Origin of the sequence: Parabacteroides sp. CH2-D42-20, assembly GCF_003670185.1 — a bacterium.
Lineage (GTDB): Bacteria > Bacteroidota > Bacteroidia > Bacteroidales > Tannerellaceae > Parabacteroides > Parabacteroides distasonis.
In genome coordinates, this window is record NZ_RAYG01000005.1 from 195837 (window position 1) to 215956 (window position 20120).

11 protein-coding genes are annotated in these 20120 nt (G+C 48.9%); 5 read left to right on the forward strand and 6 right to left on the reverse strand.

The window, feature by feature from the left end; all coding sequences use genetic code 11:
• Nucleotides 1-10: 10 nt before the first annotated feature.
• Together nspC and D7V92_RS05005 are read right to left on the reverse strand one after the other, a co-directional pair.
• Nucleotides 11-1150 carry a carboxynorspermidine decarboxylase gene (nspC, locus tag D7V92_RS05000; RefSeq protein ID WP_121772412.1) on the reverse strand — a complete coding sequence of 380 codons (1140 nt, stop codon included), beginning with the start codon at nt 1148-1150 and terminating at the stop codon, nt 11-13.
• A gap of 411 nt (nt 1151-1561) precedes the next feature.
• Nucleotides 1562-3904 carry an ATP-dependent helicase gene (locus tag D7V92_RS05005; protein WP_121772413.1) on the reverse strand — a complete coding sequence of 781 codons (2343 nt, stop codon included), beginning with the start codon at nt 3902-3904 and terminating at the stop codon, nt 1562-1564.
• Between the two features lie 121 nt (nt 3905-4025).
• On the opposite strand from D7V92_RS05005, the gene D7V92_RS05010 reads away from it, so the two are divergent.
• On the forward strand, nt 4026-4259 hold the full coding sequence (locus D7V92_RS05010) for a hypothetical protein (RefSeq protein WP_005862659.1): 234 nt from the start codon (nt 4026-4028) through the stop codon (nt 4257-4259).
• 171 nt (nt 4260-4430) lie between these two features.
• On the opposite strand, the gene D7V92_RS05015 is transcribed toward D7V92_RS05010, so the two are convergent.
• The gene (locus D7V92_RS05015; RefSeq protein WP_121772414.1) at nt 4431-6644 is read right to left on the reverse strand and encodes an outer membrane beta-barrel family protein; all 2214 of its coding nucleotides are present in this window, start codon (nt 6642-6644) and stop codon (nt 4431-4433) included.
• 231 nt (nt 6645-6875) lie between these two features.
• On the opposite strand from D7V92_RS05015, the gene D7V92_RS05020 reads away from it, so the two are divergent.
• Nucleotides 6876-7793 carry a helix-turn-helix domain-containing protein gene (locus D7V92_RS05020; protein WP_121772415.1) on the forward strand — a complete coding sequence of 306 codons (918 nt, stop codon included), beginning with the start codon at nt 6876-6878 and terminating at the stop codon, nt 7791-7793.
• A 34-nt stretch (nt 7794-7827) separates the two neighbouring features.
• Nucleotides 7828-9141 (forward strand): hypothetical protein, encoded by a 1314-nt coding sequence (locus tag D7V92_RS05025; RefSeq protein WP_229099743.1) that lies wholly within the window; start codon nt 7828-7830, stop codon nt 9139-9141.
• Nucleotides 9142-9363: 222 nt separating this feature from the next.
• Here D7V92_RS05025 and D7V92_RS05030 read toward each other — a convergent pair whose 3' ends face one another.
• Both D7V92_RS05030 and D7V92_RS05035 read right to left on the reverse strand, forming a co-directional pair.
• Nucleotides 9364-9735: an RNA-binding protein gene (locus D7V92_RS05030; RefSeq protein WP_005862667.1), complete on the reverse strand. Its 372-nt coding sequence runs from the start codon at nt 9733-9735 to the stop codon at nt 9364-9366.
• A gap of 212 nt (nt 9736-9947) precedes the next feature.
• Nucleotides 9948-15482 carry an alpha-2-macroglobulin gene (locus tag D7V92_RS05035; protein ID WP_121772417.1) on the reverse strand — a complete coding sequence of 1845 codons (5535 nt, stop codon included), beginning with the start codon at nt 15480-15482 and terminating at the stop codon, nt 9948-9950.
• A 154-nt stretch (nt 15483-15636) separates the two neighbouring features.
• Between D7V92_RS05035 and D7V92_RS05040 the strand changes: the two genes are divergently transcribed.
• Both D7V92_RS05040 and pbpC read left to right on the forward strand, forming a co-directional pair.
• Nucleotides 15637-16074 (forward strand): DUF6078 family protein, encoded by a 438-nt coding sequence (locus D7V92_RS05040; protein WP_008772284.1) that lies wholly within the window; start codon nt 15637-15639, stop codon nt 16072-16074.
• Complete coding sequence (pbpC, locus tag D7V92_RS05045) at nt 16046-18592, forward strand: penicillin-binding protein 1C (RefSeq protein WP_121772418.1); 2547 nt, start codon at nt 16046-16048, stop codon at nt 18590-18592. The genes D7V92_RS05040 and pbpC overlap by 29 nt, the downstream gene beginning before the upstream one ends.
• 8 nt (nt 18593-18600) lie before the next feature.
• Here pbpC and D7V92_RS05050 read toward each other — a convergent pair whose 3' ends face one another.
• Nucleotides 18601-20043 carry an alpha-amylase gene (locus D7V92_RS05050; protein WP_121772419.1) on the reverse strand — a complete coding sequence of 481 codons (1443 nt, stop codon included), beginning with the start codon at nt 20041-20043 and terminating at the stop codon, nt 18601-18603.
• Nucleotides 20044-20120: the final 77 nt, after the last annotated feature.

The following is a 20120-nucleotide window of genomic DNA, read 5'->3' on the forward strand; positions in this document are numbered from 1 at the left end:
GTTTCTGTTTTTAATCCATCCTGTTCTTATAATCCTCATAGTCGAACGTACGGTACATCACCAGCTGGTTGTCCTTGTTCCAAAGGGCCAAGGAAGGGTGCGGTATGCCGTTGAACATATTCGTCTTCACGATCGTGTAGTGGATCATATCCTCGAAAATCAGCTTGTCGCCGATCGCCAAAGGCTTATCGAACGACCAATCTCCCATATAATCACCGCTCAAACAGCTATTTCCCCCGATCCGGTAGGTAGGTTTCCCTTCCACGGCATCCGTAGCGAAACGGATAGCCGGTTTGTAGGGCATCTCCAAGCAATCCGGCATATGGCAGGTGAACGAGGCGTCGATAATCGCCGTCTTGATACCGTGGTTCTCCACGATATCCACCACGGTTGTCAGCAAGAACCCGGTCTGCCAAGCGAAGGCACTACCCGGCTCCATGATCAACTCCAAGTTCGGATATCTCTCCTTAAAGCCTTTCAGTAAAGCGATTAAATGCTCCACGTCGTAATCCTTACGGGTCATCAAATGACCACCTCCCATATTCAGCCACTTGACGTGAGGCAGGAAACGGCCAAAACGCCTCTCCACCTCGGCCAGCGTCCGCTCCAGATCATAGGAAGTGGACTCGCACAAGGTATGGAAATGCAGCCCCTCGATACCCTCCGGCAACGTGTCTCCCAGCAAGTCGCCGGTCACCCCCATCCGGGAACCCGGAGCACAAGGATTATACAAGTCCGTCTCCACGTCCGAGTATTCCGGATTGATCCGCAACCCACAAGACACCCGGTTACCATCCGCCCGCACCATCGGATAAAAACGATGGAACTGAGAGAGCGAGTTGAACGTAACGTGACTACTGTATCTCAAGATCAACGGGAAATCAGCCTCCGTATAAGCCGGGGAATAGGTATGCGCCGGACTTCCCATTTCCTCGAAGGCCAACTGGGCCTCAAATTTAGAACTTGCTGTCGAAAAAGGAATGTACTCACGTACGATCGGGAACGCTTTCCATAAAGCGAAAGCCTTAAAAGCCAATATGATATTCACTCCCGCACGTTCTTTTACGCTCTTGATCAAGGATAGGTTGTTTCTTAGTAAATTCTCCTCCATCACATAGCAAGGCGAGGGTATCTTGTTGATGTCTATCATGCTGTATCTCAATATTTCATAATAAATATGCAAATATAGCGAAAACATTCGGAGAAAGCAAGGTTTCCGCTCCGAAAAAGCAATAAAAATACAACTATATTTTTCATTTAAAGACTATTGTGTTTAGCCACGAACACTATTGTGTTTGGCGGCGAACATTATTGTATTCAACCGTGAACACTATTGTGTGTTTTAAAGGAAAAAAACGGCGACGTGACGTCGCCTCTTCTTTTTTTCTTATCTTTCCTAATATACTTATATATAGTAGTGCGAAACGCAGTGCGAAAAAGCGATACCTTTTTCATTCAATCAACTAAAAACCAACACCTTGGTCATTCGAAACGTAGTGCGAAATGCGGTGCGAAATACGATACGGCTCGTAGCATGCCCAGACATGCCATAAGCTAACCGTCAATTATTCAACACAGTAAGTTTAGCGAACTTCAAAAGTAACTGCTTTTGCCCGAAATGATCGAAGGCCACCGTAGCCTTCGCGTTACCACCCTCTCCTTCTATCGAGACAATCTCACCTTCCCCAAAACGATCATGGCGAACCTTGGAACCCACATGTAACCCCGATAGATCCGTGGCTGGAGCCGCCGAAAAGGACGATTCCATCGTGTTTTTTAGCTTCGTAAGATGCCCTTGACGCTGTGCCGCTTGCTTCACCGGAGACACGAAATCATCCTCAACCGCCCTTGGTTGCCGGAATGGAGAGGCAAAAGCCGGGTGCCCGTAACGTTCACGGGCCGAGGCGAATGCATCTGAAGCGCCGGCATCCGAAGGCATATCCAGATACTTAGCGTCTATATCCTTCAAGAAACGGCTGGGCGTACACATATCTGTCTTCCCATTACGATAGCGGCTCTTCGCATAGCTCAATACGCAATTTTGCTCCGCACGGGTAATCGCCACGTAGAACAAACGACGCTCCTCCTCTACCGCTCTCGGGTTATCTTTCGATAGGGACGAGGGGAATAGGTCTTCCTCCAAGCCTACCACGAAAACATTCGTGAATTCCAATCCCTTGGCGGCATGTACGGTCATCATCGTGACCTTATCGGAGTTTTCCTCTTTATCGTTATCTTGATCGGTGAGCAAGGATACCTCCGCCAAAAAGTCGGACATGGCGACTTGCTCCATGCCCTCCTCACGCCGGATCTCGCAAAACTCAGCGATACCTTTCAGCAACTCCTGCAAGTTCTCTTGCTTGCTCACGCCCTCTACGGAACGGTCTTGAAACAGGTCGGAAACGATGCCGCTACGCTTCACCACCAAGGTAGCCAATTCCTCCGCAGAGAGTTTTTTATTCTCTTCAATGAAAACTTCAATCAAATTACGGAAATCGCTCAGTTTCTTAGCTGTACCATTATTTATCGGTAGCGAATATTCCAAGGGGGCCTGAAGCACGGTCCACAGGCTTACCCCGTATTCGGTAGCGGCGCCAACAAGCTTACCTACCGTCGTATCCCCGATTCCCCGGGTGGGATAATTGATGATTCGCTTCAAGGCCTCCTCGTCGTGCGGGTTCACGATCAGGCGGAAATAAGAGATCACGTCCTTGATCTCTTTCCGCTGATAAAAAGACAAACCGCCATAAATCTTGTAAGGGATGCCCCGCTTTCGCAACGCCTCTTCCAAGATACGGGACTGGGCGTTGGTACGATACAAGATAGCGAAATCAGCATACGAGAATTTCCCTAATATCCCGTGCATCTCGTTGATTCGGGCGGCTACGGTGTAGCCCTCCTCATAATCGGAGTACGAGGTGAAAACACTCACCTTGTTGCCCGCCTCCTTCTCGGAATAGACCGTTTTGGGTATCTGACGTGTATTCTTGTCGATCAAGCTATTGGCGGCGTTCACGATATTCTGGGTGGAACGGTAATTCCGTTCCAGCTTGAAGATACGGCAACCGGTATAAAGATTCTTGAATTGCAGGATATTATCTATATTCGCGCCTCGGAAGGAATAGATGCTCTGGGCGTCATCCCCTACCACGCAGATATGGCCGTGTCTCTCGCAAAGCCGTTGCACGATCAAGTGTTGGGCAAAGTTCGTATCTTGATACTCATCCACCAATACATACCGGAAGAAGTTCCGGTATTTCTCCAAGACGGCCGGATGATCCCGGAACAGGATATTGGTTTGCAGCAACAAGTCGTCGAAATCCATGGCTCCCGCTTGCAGGCAACGGCTCTGGTAACGTTTGTAGATTTCCCGGAGCAAGGGGACCTTGGCGTTCATATCGCTTTCCACGATCTCTTTATTTTGCTCGTAGGCCGTATAAGTTATCAAGGAGTTCTTCGCATTGGAGATCCGGCTCTGCACCATTCCTAGGCGGTACACCTTATCGTCCAATTGCATTTCCTTGATGATGGATTTCAGTAAGCTCTTGGAATCAGTGGCGTCATAAATCGTGAAATTGGAAGGATAACCGATATGCTCCGCCTCGTTCCGTAAAATACGGGAGAAGATGGAATGGAACGTTCCCATCCATAGCCGACGGGCCGTTTGGTCACCGGTGATGGCCGCAATACGCTCTTTCATCTCCCGGGCCGCCTTATTGGTAAAGGTCAGCGCCAAGATACTATAGGGAGGCAATCCCAATTGCAATAAATAAGCGATCTTATAGGTCAGTACCCTTGTCTTACCGGAGCCAGCCCCGGCCACGACCAAGGATGGCCCCTCATTGTAAACCACCGCTTCCCGCTGGCTCTCATTCAGTTGATTCAAATACTCTTCCACATTCATCCGTTTTAGGAATACAAAATTAGGGAAAATAAGCGATTCCACATAAAAAAGTTGGGCAGGTCGCCGATAATATATACATTTGCCTACATATAATCAGTAGTATTAACCAAAACAAGAGACTATGGGAAATTGGGAGAGACAACAGACAATGAGGAAAGAACGGGACAAGGTCCGAAGGGAGACTTTAGGGAAGTTCTTTTTTGACTTGGCTAAATTAATGTTTACGACGATGGTATTAGGAGAAATGCTCCTATTAGCAAAAGACATCGGCGACATTAATAATTGGGGTATGTTAAATATAGGGATTTTAGGTACTTACCTATTAGCCCGAGTTGGAAATAGAATATTAAAATAATATGATCATGATAAAAGATTTAAATGGATTGACAGTGTTGATGCTCGTTGTTACCATTTTAGCCGCTATCTTCTTAGCTTGGCTTTACACAAAGCCCGGCAAGAAATGGTTGGATGAGTTATGATACCGTAGGTGGTGTGCCATATTGTGGATCATGGCACACCATCTTCTTTATTTAGCGTCCAACAGATCATCATTCCTTATGCTCCTCCCCGCCTTCTTCACGCTCGCTTTTAAATCACCGATCCGGTAGCTAATGGCGATGCCGAAACCACGGCTAAACATACGCTCGGTCTGCCGGATATGAAAGTCCGGATATCGCTCGTTAATCTGTATCGTCTTATGATCTCCCAGAAAATCTTGCGCCCGCAGCGTACAAGTCAATTTATCCTTCAAGAAGCTCTTTACCACACTCAAGCCGTAAAAATAAAAGCCGTACGAGTCCATCCCCACATTCAGCTCGGAACGCACGTACCCACCCGACAGGACAAAACGCCACCCGTACTTAAACTTCTGCGAGAAATCGACAAAAGCAGAGCCACAAAAGCCGGAATTACGCACATCCGTATCGTAAACCTCATTCCCCTCCTGCGCCCGTAAATCCAGATAATGCAACATGCTGTTCAGCGACACGCTTGTCCGGGGCGAAGGATTATAGCTTAGATAAAGGTTTCCTCCCGCTGCTTTCACGTCCACGAGATTATCATACGTACTATTCACCACATTCGCCGAATCAATGAACAGATACTCATCAATCACCCCTTTTCCCAAGGTGCAGAGCACGGAAGCCTGCACATTCAATTTCGTTCCGTAATAACTGTATGACGCCGAAAGACGATGATGTTTCTCCGATACCAATCCCGGATTTCCATACGAGATAGAGGTCCCAGACACGAACACCGTAGGATTCAAATAGCTGATATTCGGGCGACGTAAACGTAAGTTGTAAGCCAAGCGAAACAAATTCCGGTCGTCCAAGCGGAAAGCGGAGGTCCAAGAAGGAACCCAATCCGTTACACGATAATTAAAATCCTTGCCTTCGCCTTGTTTATAAGTCACGTCCTGCCAAGTATGTTCCATACGAATGCCCGGGTTCAAGCTCCATTTACCATACTTAAATCCATATCCCGCATAGGCGGAGCCTATATTCTGCACATGCCGATATTCCACCAAAGGTTGTAAATCAGCGGGTAACCAGACACCCTCACCCAACTCCTTTACCTCCGAAGTAGCGTGGCTCGTACTGTTACGCCGAATCAGCTTCAAACCGCCCTCGATGGAATGCGTACTTGTAAAAGGATTCACGTAATCAAGCTGGGCCGTATGCTCATGGGTGCGGGCATGACTGATTTGCCGGGTATAATCGGCCTCCAGTTGGGGTAACGAGACATTGCCCATCTTGTCCTTATCATGAAACACGCTATAAATATCGTTCGGGATATAATCGTACTGATAGGAAAGCGTTAGCATCTCTTCCTTATTTCGTTTGAATAAACGCTGATAATCCGCTTTTAAGGAGGCGCTACCCCATTCGTTCTTCTTACTCATATCCTCGTTATAAGCATAGATTTCTTCCCCCTCTTTATCAAACCTGCTATAATGGCTATTCCAAATAGAGTTGCTGTTTCCGATATTCAAGTTTCCGGACAAGGAGATCAAATTCAATGTATCGATCTCGAAACTGCCTTCCAGACTTCCATAATGGGCCGGATATTTCACGTCTACGTCCGAGAGCATCCGGAGCTTCGCACCGTCTCCCGACTGAGTACGGAGATAATCCGACTCGCTCTCGGACGATTGTTGGCTAAACGTATAATTTCCGGAAAGCGATAATCGGCCATATTTCAGCGTAGCGAAACCACCGACACTCTTAAATAAGTTCATCACCGTAGTGTTTATACTCGCGTTATATCCCTCGAACTCCGCTCCTTTCGTCACGATATTCAAGATTCCGCTGACACCCTCCGCATCGTAACGGGCACCGGGATCTGTTATCACCTCCACTTTCTTGATCATGCTGGCGGGGATACTACGCAAGACCTCCTTGGGATTATTAGAGAACATATTCGAGGGACGCCCGTTCATATAAATCTTAAAACTGGATTGTCCGTTTACCTTCACGTTATCCTCGCCATCCACGGTCACTAGAGGGACTTTTCGCAACATCTCCAGCAAAGTATAGGTTCGGGAATCCGGGTCCTCGGCGATACTGTAAGTAGTCTTATCCGCCTCCGCCTTTATCAAGGGTTTCACGGCGACAATGTTTATCTCGGGCAAGTCCTCGTTCAAATACAATGAATCGGGAGAGACGAGTTGGGCAGTCAACGTCGAGTTCCAGTTTCCCACAAGCCCTATCAAGGCCATCATCATCAGAAATCTTTTCATATCCGTATCTTATTTGATTTGTTTTCGGGCAAAAGTAGAGGCAACAGACAACAACAACGTAAATAATCGCCGGATAAGTAGCTGACATTTCCATGACATTTCCATGACATCCGGTCATTTAGCAGGATTTATGTCTATTTCATCCCGAATCCTATCGAAAAGGATACTTTCCTTCTATAATATTTAGTACCTTCGAGCGTTCTTTTTATGTTAATTCTAATCTAGCGAATAATGAATACACGACTATCGGCCAATCTATCCGTTTTGGGTACCTCCTTAATGCTGATCCTCTCGTTCAGCTTCGGTTTCCATAGTTATACGGAAGCCAAGAAAACGATCGTGACAGACTTGAATCAAGCGTTGCAACAAACGATCCTGCAAAACTCCCACCTATGGATGAGCCAAGATTCCATACGCACCTATGCCAATCTATCCAAGCTTTTCGGCAATCCGGTATCCATAGAAAGTTATAACAAGGACTTTTCCGACGCATTGAGTTATACGCCCGACAAGAAGAAAACGGGAATCGTGATCCACGTACTCAATAAAGATCCTCAAACCGAAAACGCTCCCGCTAATGCCAACAAGAAACTCAACGAATATTATATCGCCAGCGATACGATTATCTGGGCATCATCCATAGCGAACAGCCCCAATACTGCCACGGATCATATCGGGATCTCATTCCAAGGGTACGCCAATTGCTCCACCCTTGCGGTTATCGGGCTATCGGACAAATCTTTGCCCGGCCTATTCCTCGGGCTTGCCTTTTTATCCGCTACCCTGCCCCTATTGCTTAAACGTTATAGAAAGGAACTGATAATGCCTCAGCCTATCCATCCGGAAAAGACCATCTCTTTCGGTAATTTGAACCTTTCTTGCGAGACCGCCTCCTTCTATAAGGAGAATGAGGAGAAACTAAAACTCACCCCTCAGCAATATGCCTTGATGGAGATGTTTTTCCTATCGCCTACTCATATCTTGAACCGCTCGGATATCTGCGAGAGCTTATGGCCGGGAAAGATCAACGCCGACGAGACCTTGAACACCTTGATCCGAAGGCTACGGCCTTTAGTGGAGGAAAACAGTAACCTAAAGATCACGACAGACAGAGGACGAGCTTATGCGCTTGAAATAAAAGAGGAATAAATTTTGTACTCCATTTTTAGAATTTAGCAAAATTATGAAATCACAAAGAATAACAACCCCCAAAATGCTACGCACCATCGAGATAGCAGTAAAGAAGCCGCTTCATACTACACCGTCTATCATCCAATTTTTGCAGCAAAGCAAATCCCAAGTTATGCAGCGTGAGAAAGAATCAGACGTTGTATTACAACGAATGAGGATTGGTTCAGAAATCCCTTTGATAACACTATCAGATGGCGTTGCTATTCGATGGTGGGTCCAAGAAGGGGTTCCGGGAAAATATTCATATAAACCATGGTATTCTAATGTATTTCGTTTCGCTTACACACTTGGCGAACAATACATGAAAGAAGGGAAAGAGTTTAAGGATCCAGCGGATGCCATAAATCATGTTTATATTCAGTTTTTATCTCAAAGAGAAAATGCTTCCCTCGTGTTTCCCGATAAAAAAGAGGCTAGGAAACCGGAGTTAGAACTACGTACATTGTTCATTAAGCAGAAAATGGATAGCCAAGGGTATGTTGTTCTAGATGTAAAAGAACTACAACAGAATGACGGAAAAAACAATCAGGGAGCATTTATTGTCACAGCACTCAATAAAGATGCTATAGCATCCGATAAGCCTGAATGTTTCTTTGTAAAAGTGGTCAGGGAATTAAATAATTTTAAAGATTTGATAAAGAGACAGGAAGGAGTGGAAGCTGCTGATCCCAAAAAGTCAGTACCTCGTATGACTGCTGATCAGTTAAATACTTTTACTTCCTTAAAAGATCATTTTGATGTGGGTGGCAGGGCTATTGGTATCTTTCCGGCTGTCCGTGGCATCACCTTGCTGGATCTGCATCGTAACTGGTTATGTGGTAGAGCTTCTGATGATGCATTGATAAGCGCTTGGCATAATGTAGGAAATGTTTTGTCTCGCTTCCATAACCCTAACTTACAGACATTGCCTTCTTCTACCAGATGCGGAGGTAAGATTTTGGGTGGTAAGGGACTTTATACCCACGGAGATCTAAATCCATCAAATATAATGATAGATGCCGAGCAAGGTTCTGCTATGTTAATTGATATTGATGGAGGTCATAATGATTCAGAATATTCCGGCTTAGGAATAGAACTTACTAATCTATTTGAGGCATTTGATGTAGGTATAAAAAGAACAAAAGGGTATGGGGTGGATGGATGTATAAAGGAGGCTGGGAATATTGCAGAAATGTATAAATTACTGTTAGACAGGTTTGAAAGTGCATATTTGGAACGTATTATAAACAACGAAGTTTTTAAGAGATTTGTGAGAGATGAAATTCAACGTAAGAAAGAAGGGATAGAACGTCTGATTGTGCATTGATAATGCGCTTAGCAAACTGGAAGAAATGTCTTGTCTCACCTCTATATATAGTTATATGTCCTATTTAAGGACAAATCTCCTGTTAAGTTCACACAAGATAAACAAGGAGCCGTATTAAAACTTAAGGAGGGTACTTACGAATATCGATCATGTTGTAAGGATTGATTTCTAACAAAAAGAGCGACCATCTCTGATCGCTCTTTCCTTTTTATCTAGATAGAATTAATATCTTCCACCATCCCGGTTAGAACCATAACCGCCACCTCTGTTAGAGCCATAGCCACCGCCTCTGTTGGAACCGTAGCCGCCACCTCTGTTGTTATTGAAACGACCACCTCTGTCGCCTCTATCCTCTCTAGGTCTGGCTTCTGTTATATTGATGACTTTGCCGTCATAACTTGCTTGGTTTAACTCCTCGATAGCCTTTTTAGCTAGCTCATCATCGCTCAGCTCAACGAAACCGAAGCCTCTTGAACGGCCGGTTTCTCTATCCATAATAACTTTTGCTGAAGTAATCTCACCGTAATCAGCAAATAACTGTCTTAAGTCCTCATCAGAGATGTTGTAACTTAGATTTGAAATGTAAAGATTCATTTTGTAAACTTTAATTAAATGGTTAATTGAGCTGAGTATGTCGACTAAAAAAGTTTACCTAACAAATCAAGTTGTGAGCAAATACTTTCTAATACTAACTTAAATCAATCTCAAATATGCTGCGAATGTAATGGTTTTATTCGAGCATACAACTATAAATCCAATAAATTTCGAAAAAATATAAGGGCGGGGTCTGCCCGCCCCCCACGAAATTAGAATACGGTAACTTCTTGTCCCGCGGTATTCGCACGGATTAAATAATCGTACATCGCCTCGCAATACACCGGAGGCAGGTAGAAACGGCCCGGGTAGACTGCGCAAAGATTGATCTTCACGGTCACTTGACTGCCTGCCGGCAGACGGTCTATATAACTATAAACACGGTCGTCACGAATATCCTGATAATTCACTCCGGCGCTCAAGCTGTCCGTAGCGGACTCATTCAAGAAACGGGTATTCAGTATTTCCCATCCGGCAGGGAAGATCTCCGATAATACCAAATTATTATATCCCCGGGCCGAAGGGTTCTTTACCGTAACCACGGCGGAGAAATTCGTACCTTGCTCCAATTGGGCGACATTGACCGGACTTCCGTTCAAGTCCACATAGCTAACCGCCAATGAGACACCGTTCGCATACGCTTTTTCCTCTCCCTGCTCCGGTATTCCCTCGGTTATGATACGGGCGAAGAGCGTAGATTTACCCGTGTTCTTCAACTCGACGCTCGCCGAGGTCCCCGCCTTATCCAATAAGGTCTCAGACCATATATTCTTATCCGTTTTCACCTGTCCATCCTTTCCGCCACAAGCGTACGTGAAATCCATGGCCCCGTCTACCCGATATTTAGCTAGGTAGTCCGACAAGGCAACTAAAGCGAATGCCGTAGATTGTGTGCTCAACCAATCATCCGAAGAAAGCTGTTTGGACAATTCTTCCACCAAAGTAGCGGCCTCCTTGCCTTTATCCAACAAGCAAAGCGTCATTAACTGGATGGATTGATCCCGGACATCACTGCCGAACGTCTCGTCATACTCGGAATAACCGGAAGGAAGAGCCGTCGTCTTACTGATCAAGTCTTGAGCGACATCCTCACGGCCGACCAAGGCATAGGCGGAAGCTAGCGACCAGCGACTCATGGAGGTCAAGTCTTTCATCTCTTTCAAGCGGTTCATGGCACCCATCTCCGGCGACCCGGCCAAAGCCAATACATACAGGCGATAGGCTTGGGTAGTCTCTTCCGAATCCATATAATAAGAGGTAGCCGGCTTCCAATTACGGGCTACCCGGCGTAGATTATTCAATACGCTTTGTTTCATGGCCTCGGGAACCAAGTAGCCTTTCTTCGAGGCTTCCAGCAAGAAATGAGTAGCGTAAACCGTACCCCAGCCATTGCTGCTCGTTCCACCCGGCCAATAGGCGAAAGCCCCATCTACGGTCTGGTAAGAGCGTAGACGGCGGATCACCTCTTTCACGGCCTCCTCCGTGGATTTCGCCTGTTGAGGGGTCAAATCCGTAAACGAGGAGATATAAAGCTGCGGGAATCCTTTCGAGGTGATCTGTTCCAGACATCCGTGAGGATAACCCAACAAATAAGATAGACGTGAGGATAAGTTCACGGGGGCGATATCCGACACTTCCAAAGTCAACTGGTTCGTACCCGTGGCACCCGGCATCGCAACCGTCTCTTTCCAAGACTTGCCGGCCTCCAAGGTAGCGGCGGTAACTTTCACTTGCGGGCGGCGTACCGTACGGATCTCCAGTTCCGTCTCATAAACGGATTTATCCCCTTTACCCGTAGCGGTTATCGTTACCTTCCCGATACCCGGGTTCTTCTTCACCCGGATACGGAACGAGGCTTGCTGATCCCCTTTCCGCTCGAAGCTCAAGCTCCTCGTCGCCTCGCCGACCACTTCCATATTCGAGCTGCAAGCAATAGATACATTCACGGCCCCTACGCCATCCTCGGTAGCGAATACCGTAGCGGGTACTACCATCTCCTCGCCCACGCCGATCACCCGGGGCAAGGTTCCTAGCAGCATTACGGGCTTACGTACCATCACGCTCTTATCGGCATGTCCATAAGCCTCCCCGTTTCCGGCTACCACCATGATCTTGACACGCCCGTTATAATTCGGCATCTGATAGGTATGCCGGGCGGTCTTCCCCTTCTTCAGCAAGAACGGGCCGTCAAATCGCACCACGGGCTTGAAGCGGTTCACGATCGCTTTCGGGCCTTTGTTCAGCGCATCGTCGCCGCCGATACTGAACAACTGCTCGATACGGCCGCCATAAGCGCCAACCACGTAGTTATACAAATCCCATGTATTCACGCTCAACGCTTCCCGGGCGTTAAACGCCTTCCAAGGCTCCGGCGTACGGAAACGGGTCAGGTCCAGCAAGCCCTCATCCACGATCGCCAGCGTATAAGCCATCTCCTTTCCATTCTTCTCGGAGACGGAGACGGTATAAGAGGCATCCGGTTTCAGCTCGGCGGGAGATTGGATGACCGGGGTCAGATGGCTCTCCGGAGAAGTTACCGTGAACGGGACCACGCCGTACAAGCGGATCGGCAAATCGTTCTTCGTGATGCCATGAGGCTGCAAAAGGGTGATATAAACGTAAGCGTTCGGCTGCATATCTTTCGTCACATCCAGTCTCACGGTCGTTTGTTTATCCTCGCACGTATGTTCCGTCAAGGAAAGGACACGCACGCCGTTCTCTATACTGATAATCGCACGGCTTCCTTTCGTAGAGGGGAAGGTGACTACCATCTTCTCGCCGGGCGTATAACTATCCTTATCGGTCTTGAAACTAAGCATCGTGGCGGACTCGCTGCCATCGGTGTTACGTCGGCCCTCGTTATAAGGCCAGTCGAAATAACTCATCACTCCCGTAGAGTGCTTGCTCTCCTTATCTTTCACGGAGATGAAATACGTTCCCCACTCCTTATCCGGGAAAGAGAGCTGGAACGTACCCCGGCCGTCCCCATCCGTACGGACGGTAAATGTCTTTACCGGCTTATTGTAGGAATCCGATACGTAATTGGCCAGACCGCTACTGTTGGAGTCCCACCACCAATACCAATAGACCTTATATACTTTCACGTCTAATTCCGTATTCGCTTGCGGTTTCCCTAAATAATCAACAGAAGCGACCTCGTAGGTATAATTGGCTCCGGTATTTAGTTGTTCCTTATCTTTCTGCGGAGATTTGATACCGGCATACCGGCGATAAGGCGAGTAAAGCATCCGGTCCGCGTCGATACTGAAATCTCCGGATTCCTCATAGACCCGGGTCACTAGGTTTGCCAGCAACATTCCGGGAGCGGTAGAACCCAGCTCGAAGCGGGCTTGTACCGTGGCATCGCCCCGCTCATTGGTAACGCCGGAGATCAGCTTGCTCTCTTCCGTATTAAATACACGGGAAGGATCGTCGAAATAGAACCCCTTATAGCCCTCGAAGGTAGTCGGGGTAGCGATAAAGGTACCTTGTATATCATATTTCAAGTTACGGGCGATAGCTCCTTGCAGCCATTCCACATGCAGGCGGGCATCCATAGGCTCACCACGCAACAAGGTCTTCTCCGGCATGGATAAGGCGATCTTCAGGCGGTTTGGCTTGATGGACTCGATGCGTAAGCGCTTCGAGAAAGAGACCCCACCCACTTGCGCCTTCACATTCCACGCACCCGTGGGAGCATCCGCCTCGGTAACGAAATCGAAGACATAAAGCCCCAGCTCGCCACGGGTCTGCGTCTTACGGGCATACATTTGCCCTAACGGGTTGTACAGCTCCATCACCACCGGATGCTCTGCCGGCAATTGCTTCGCCCGGTCGTTCAGCATAAAACCCAGATGCAACGTATCACCCGGACGCCATACGCCCCGCTCGCCATAGATAAAGCCCTTGATCCCTTTCTGGACTACCTCGCCCGATACATCGAACGAACTGAGCGAGAGAGCCGATCCGTTATCCACCCGCAGATAGGAACGTTGGGTTCCCTGTGAGGCGATCAGGTAGAACGGACGTCCCGAGGAGAGATCCAGCCGTACCTGTCCCTTGTCATCGGTCGTGCCCGAGGCCAACGCTTGGTGTTGGTAATTATAGGCGGTAACCGTAACTCCTCGCTCCGGCTCCGTACTTTGTATATTATGCACCAACACGGTCATATCATTATCCTGCCCCATCAGGGCGACCAGTCCCAAATTGGTAGCCAAGATATTCTTTCCCTCTACCTTATTAAAGTAATAACTATCCGAGCAAGGATCGTTCCATTCTTTCCAATTATAACTAGACCAATCGTATTGACGGTAATAATACGCTCCCTCGTCAAAACGGGCGGACTCTTCCTTGAAACGGATCTCGTCCGAGGCCAAGATCTGCTCCTTCGAGATCTTCAACGTATCATTCCCGCAAGGATAGGCCGACAAAGGCCGGTCAAACGAAAGCTCCAGACGGTAGATAGCACCCGGTTCCGGCTCGATCAACCGCTTTAAATCGACCGCAAACGTATTCCACCGGGACAGGTCAAGACCCTCCTCATCCAAGAAGATCGTCTTACGGGCGATCAAGCGCCCGACACGCATTAACTCCCCGGACTCATCCAAGTTGTTCGATTGCAGGAACTGACCGATATTCTGCTCCAATATCTTGATAACGCTCACCGTAACCCCTCGCAAATAAATCGCTTGGAAAGGAACGGATAATTGCGTGGATTGCGGGATGATCACTCCTTTCCCGATAAAACGGACGCCGGGTTTCTGCTCATCTAGGATTATTTGACGCACGACAGCCTCTTTCAGGTTCAAGCCGCTCTTGCTGCGGATGCCTTGGTTCAGGTGGATATTCATCACGCCCTTTTGCCACAAATCGGCATCCGGATATAGGCGTAGCTTGTTTCCGTCCACGGTTACGGTCTCCGACGTATTCTCGGCGATAAAGGCCAAACCTCTCATATCTTGGCCCACATCCAATAACTTCGTGAAAGCGACCTCCACGTAACGCTCCGGCTCGGACACATACGTCACGTCGTACACCGAGAAATCATTCTGATCCGGAACGCTCACTGTCACGACATCGGCCTTTTCCACGCCTAGTTTATTAGAAGATACGGAAAGCTTGAGTGTCCGTTCCCCCTCCATCCCGGCGGAGACATTGAGTAAGGTCACCTCATGTTTCTTCCCATCCGGGCTGTGTTGCCAAGTAGCGTCTACCTTCTCCGAGAAATCCACCAACGACTCCACGGTCTCCGGAGATTCCTTATCCGGAGTAAAAAGCACGGCGGTCAGATCGTACCCATTCTCGTTTTTCTTGTTGATATCCATCGATTCCAGATTCCCCCGAAGGGCTAAAGGGAGCGTGGTAAAACCAAAAGCGAACCACTTATCCTTACCTTCCGCCTCAAACCATTCGGACAAATCGGCGTTCACCTGATAAGAGGTGTTTCGCTCAAAGCCTTTCTCCGGCTTGAATACCAACGTCCGGTTATTCTCGAAAGCCCATCGTCCCGGCACATCGGGCTTGAGGCGCACGAGTTTTCCTAGCCGGTCCGCCTTTAATCGATCCGCCGGGATCTCTTGATTAAAGATCAGGTAAACGGGAGAATACCGGGAAATCTTCCCAGTAGTAAACGCCTCTACATTCGGATTATAAGGAGGGAAATCTTGATCCGCAGGGCTTGTCGTATGACAACTTGTCAAGATAGACAAGAGACAAAGTACGCAGAATAAACCGATAGACCGTATCATACACATGAATGTTTAAATGGTTAATCCACAAATGTACATAAATTATACCAAGATGCAATGATCTATCCGTATATCTCCTTTTCGAACAATCACTTCTCGAATATATTCGCTATATTTGCGTTCAATGAAACATCTAAGATTGTAAAACAAGATCATGACCAAGAAACTACACAAGGAAATCCCCATCGACTACGCCGTCTGCCAGCAACAAGATTGCCCTCGGGCCGGAAAGTGCCTGCACCAGATCGCCTACCAACCGCTCATCGAACAACCGGCAACCGTATTACGGCTGCTGAACCCCACCCTCTGTACCCGGGATGAGGCTTGCCCCTACTTCCGAGACTCCGCTCCCGTCACCTACGCACGGGGCTTCACCGGGATGCAGAGCCGGATGTTCCCGGCGCAATACCAGCAATTCATGTCGATACTCATGTCCCATTTCGGACGTAACCCCTACTTCGAGCGGCGAAGGGGCGAATTTCCACTCTCACCTAAAGAGCAAAGGATCGTGCTAAACGCCTTGCGAAGGGTCGGAGTGACGGAAGAGCTAAGGTTCGATCATTATGAGGAGAGTGTCAATTGGTATGATTGAGGCAGTACTCTTTATAAAGTACCGCAATACTCAGCCGGACAGTACCGCAGTACTTCGTAAGGAGTACCGCAGTACTTTGCACACAGTACTACAGTACTTCCTACGGAGTACTGGCAGATGCCTCAGCCATCTATCCAAGTCGCTATTACCAAGGCCGGGACGAGTGCCATGGCGCCTCCTCGCATCCCTCTTGGGGATCGGCGTGGCGGCGTGGTGTATCCTGTATGGCATCGTGCCCCGGCAATTATTTCCCGCCCCCTGCTCTACCTTATTATATTCGGCCGAGGGCGAGCTTCTAGGCGCACGTATCGCACCGGACGGGCAATGGCGTTTCCCGGCGGCGGATAGCTTGCCTGATAAATTCGTGGATTGCTTGCTCACGTATGAGGATAAACGGTTCTTTTACCATCCCGGTATAGACCCCGCCGCCATCTTCCGGGCGATCCGCTTGAACGGGAAAGCGGGGCGTGTGGTGAGCGGAGGAAGTACCTTGACCATGCAATTGGCACGCATAGCGAGAGGGAACCAAGACCGGACCTTCTACGAGAAAACGATCGAGATGTGCTGGGCGCTCTTTCTGGAAACCACCTATAGCAAACAAGAGATACTGAACCTCTATGCCTCGCACGCTCCCTTCGGGGGAAACGTAATCGGGCTGGAGACCGCCGCATGGCGTTATTTCGGGCGAAGCGCCTCCGAGCTATCGTGGGCCGAGAGCGCCACGCTCGCGGTTCTTCCCAACTCCCCCGCCTTGATCCACCCCGGGAGAAACCGGAAACAACTGAAGGAGAAGCGAGATCGCTTATTGGCTTCCCTTCAAAAGAAAGGTATATTGGAGGAGACCGAATACGAGCTGGCCTGCATGGAGCCACTTCCCGAAGCCCCTCTCCCTTTACCTAATGATGCCCCTCACCTGTTAGAAAGACTGGCCGCGGAACAACCGGGGCAACGCATCCAAACCTCCGTCCGCCAAGCCCTGCAACGGCAGACACAGGCCCTCGTAAACCGTTATGCCCGTGAATACAGTTCCAACCATATCTATAATCTGGCGGCGATCGTAGCGGACGTGGAGACCGGGGAGGTATTGGCCTACGCCGGAAACGCTACCTATCCGGCCGACGAGCGGCGGGGGAACCAAGTGGACATCATCACCTCGCCCCGCAGCACGGGAAGTATTCTCAAGCCCTTCCTGTATGCCGGTATGCTGCACGACGGGCTGTTGCTCCCCTCCATGCTGGTATCGGACGTGCCCTTGAATATAAACGGCTTCTCCCCCCATAATTACAACAAGACATTCTACGGGGCGGTACCGGCCCATGTAGCCATAGAGCGCTCCTTGAACGTGCCCTTGGTACGTATGCTCTCCCAGTATAATACCGGACGCTTTATGTCTTTACTGAAATCGTGGGGAATGACTACCTTACGTTTCTCCGAGGAACATTACGGGGCCTCCTTGATCTTGGGAGGGGCCGAGGGAACCTTATGGGATCTTTCCGGTATGTATGCCTCCATGTCTCGTGTGCTTAAACATTACCGTACTTACAACGGACGCTATAATCCGGCGGATATCCATCCGCTGACTCCCTTTCCTGCGGAGAGGAAGGAACCCATCCGTTCCCTTACCGATAGCCGGCTCACCGATAAGGCTCTCCTTTCCTCCGCGGCCCTGTGGTACACGTTCGAGGCGATGTCCGCCCTGAACCGTCCCGAGGAAGAGGCCGACTGGCAACAATTCGAGTCGATGAAACGGATCGCATGGAAGACCGGGACGAGTTACGGGGGACGAGACGCTTGGGCGATCGGCACGACTCCCCGCTACGTCGTCGGCGTATGGGCCGGTAACGCTTCCGGCGAGGGCCGTCCGGGACTTACGGGTGTCGGCAACGCCGCTCCGGTCCTTTTCGATCTCTTTTCCCTATTGCCCGGTGGCGAATGGTTCGACCTGCCCTACGATGAGACGCTTCCCATGGTGATCTGCCGGAACAGCGGACATAAAGCCTCGCCCTACTGCGAGCAAACGGACACCTTATACATGCCGCTGTCCGGCAATAACACGGGGATTTGCCCCTACCATAAGCTCGTGCATCTATCGGCGGACGGACGGTACAGGGTCAATAGTTCCTGCGAGTCTGTCGACCGGATGATCAGCCGCCCGTGGTTCGTGCTTCCTCCCGCACAGGAGTATTACTACCGCAACTATCACATCGATTATATCCCGCTCCCTCCGGTAAAACCCGGCTGCGGGCAAGACCTGAACCGCCAGATCGAACTGATCTATCCCGAGCATAACGCCATTCTCTACCTTCCGAAAGGCTTCTCCGGGAAGTCCGAGAAATTTATCTTCAAGGCCGCCCACGCCCGCCGTGACGCTACGATTTACTGGCATCTGGACGAAAGCTATCTGGGAGAGACCACCGATAATCACCAGATCAGTTGCTCCGTGAGCCAAGGAAAACATCTCCTTACTCTCATCGACAACGAGGGGAACCAGAAGAAAATACAATTCGAGGTCAAGTAAAGCATCCGTTAAGCCTTGACCCAAACAGCCAATTTGCCTCCCTTGACAAGGAAACGGCCCTTCCCTTCCTCATCAATCGCCACGGTATCTTTTACCGAGCCTGTGATCTCATGCCATACCTCGCCTTTCCGGTTCTCCCCCACAGACATTGTTTTCTCTCCATCTTCCCCGTTCGAGATAACCACCGCCAAGCCCGAATCAGCATGTCCCGGATCTCCCAAGCGTACGAAGCCGATCGTGTTCGGATGATCAAAATAATCCACCTCTTCCCCGTACGCATATTCTTTCCGGGCACGCAATAGCATATCCAATACCTTACGATGGGGAGATTTCGTCCCTTTTACGCCATAATAATCCCCATAAAAGATACACGGATACCCCTTCTTCATCAACAGGATCAAACCGTAGGCGGAAGGTTTGAACCAATCCTTCACCTGCGACTCCAAAGAACTGTTTTTCTGGGAATCATGGTTATCCACGAAGGTGACGGCTTGATCCGGGCATATCTCGACCAAGGTCCCTTTTAATAGATCGCGTAAATCATAGTCACGACCTTTCTCGGAAGCCTCATTCAAGTTATAATGTAAGGCTACGTCAAACAAATCCACGTTATATTCTACTTGCGACAGGTAAGCCTCCAACGATTCGGTATCGTTTTTCCAATATTCCCCGACAGCGTAGAAACCCTCTCCCCGATCCGCTCTCACCGCCTCCAGAAAATGCTTGATAAACTGGTCGTTCATATGCTTGATCGCATCAAGGCGCATACCGTCCAAGTTTAGTTCGTTCGATACCCAGATCCCCCAGTCCTGCATCTCACGCACGACTTCGGGGTTATCGAAATCCAGATCGGCGAACATGAGATAGTCATAATTTCCATTCTCATCATCGACTCCCTCACTCCAATGTTTTCCCTCTCCCAGAATCTGGAATATACCTTCCTTCTTGCGGGACACATCATAGTCCGTCCCGGAGAAATGAAACCAATGCCATTTAAAATTAGAATACATATTGCCACGCCCCGGGAAGTCGAAGCCAGTCCATCCCTCTATCTCATAGGGTTCGCTGGTAGCGTTTTCCCGTTGCCCAGGATCTACCTCTTGCGCCATAAACCACTCGGTATAATCGGCTCCCGCCTTATGGTTCATCACGGCATCCAGATATACGCCAATCTGGTTCCGGTGAAGTTCCTCGATCATTTCTTGAAGTTCCTGCTTAGTTCCATACTTAGTACGTATGGTCCCTTTTTGGTCAAACTCCCCCAAATCATATAGATCATAGGTTCCATACCCCTCGTCCGCTTGCTCATGGCCTTTGTACGCAGGTGGGATCCATACGGCGCTGATCCCGATCTCATGTAAATGCGAGGCGTCATCCTCCAGCCGTTTCCACAGCATTCCATCGTTCGGCAGATTCCATTCGAAATACTGCATCATTACTCCATTTTCCATATGTTTCTTCTATTTGTTGATAAAACAACACTTCCCAAGCGTCATAAGTTGCTGAAACTAACCACCACATCCTTTTG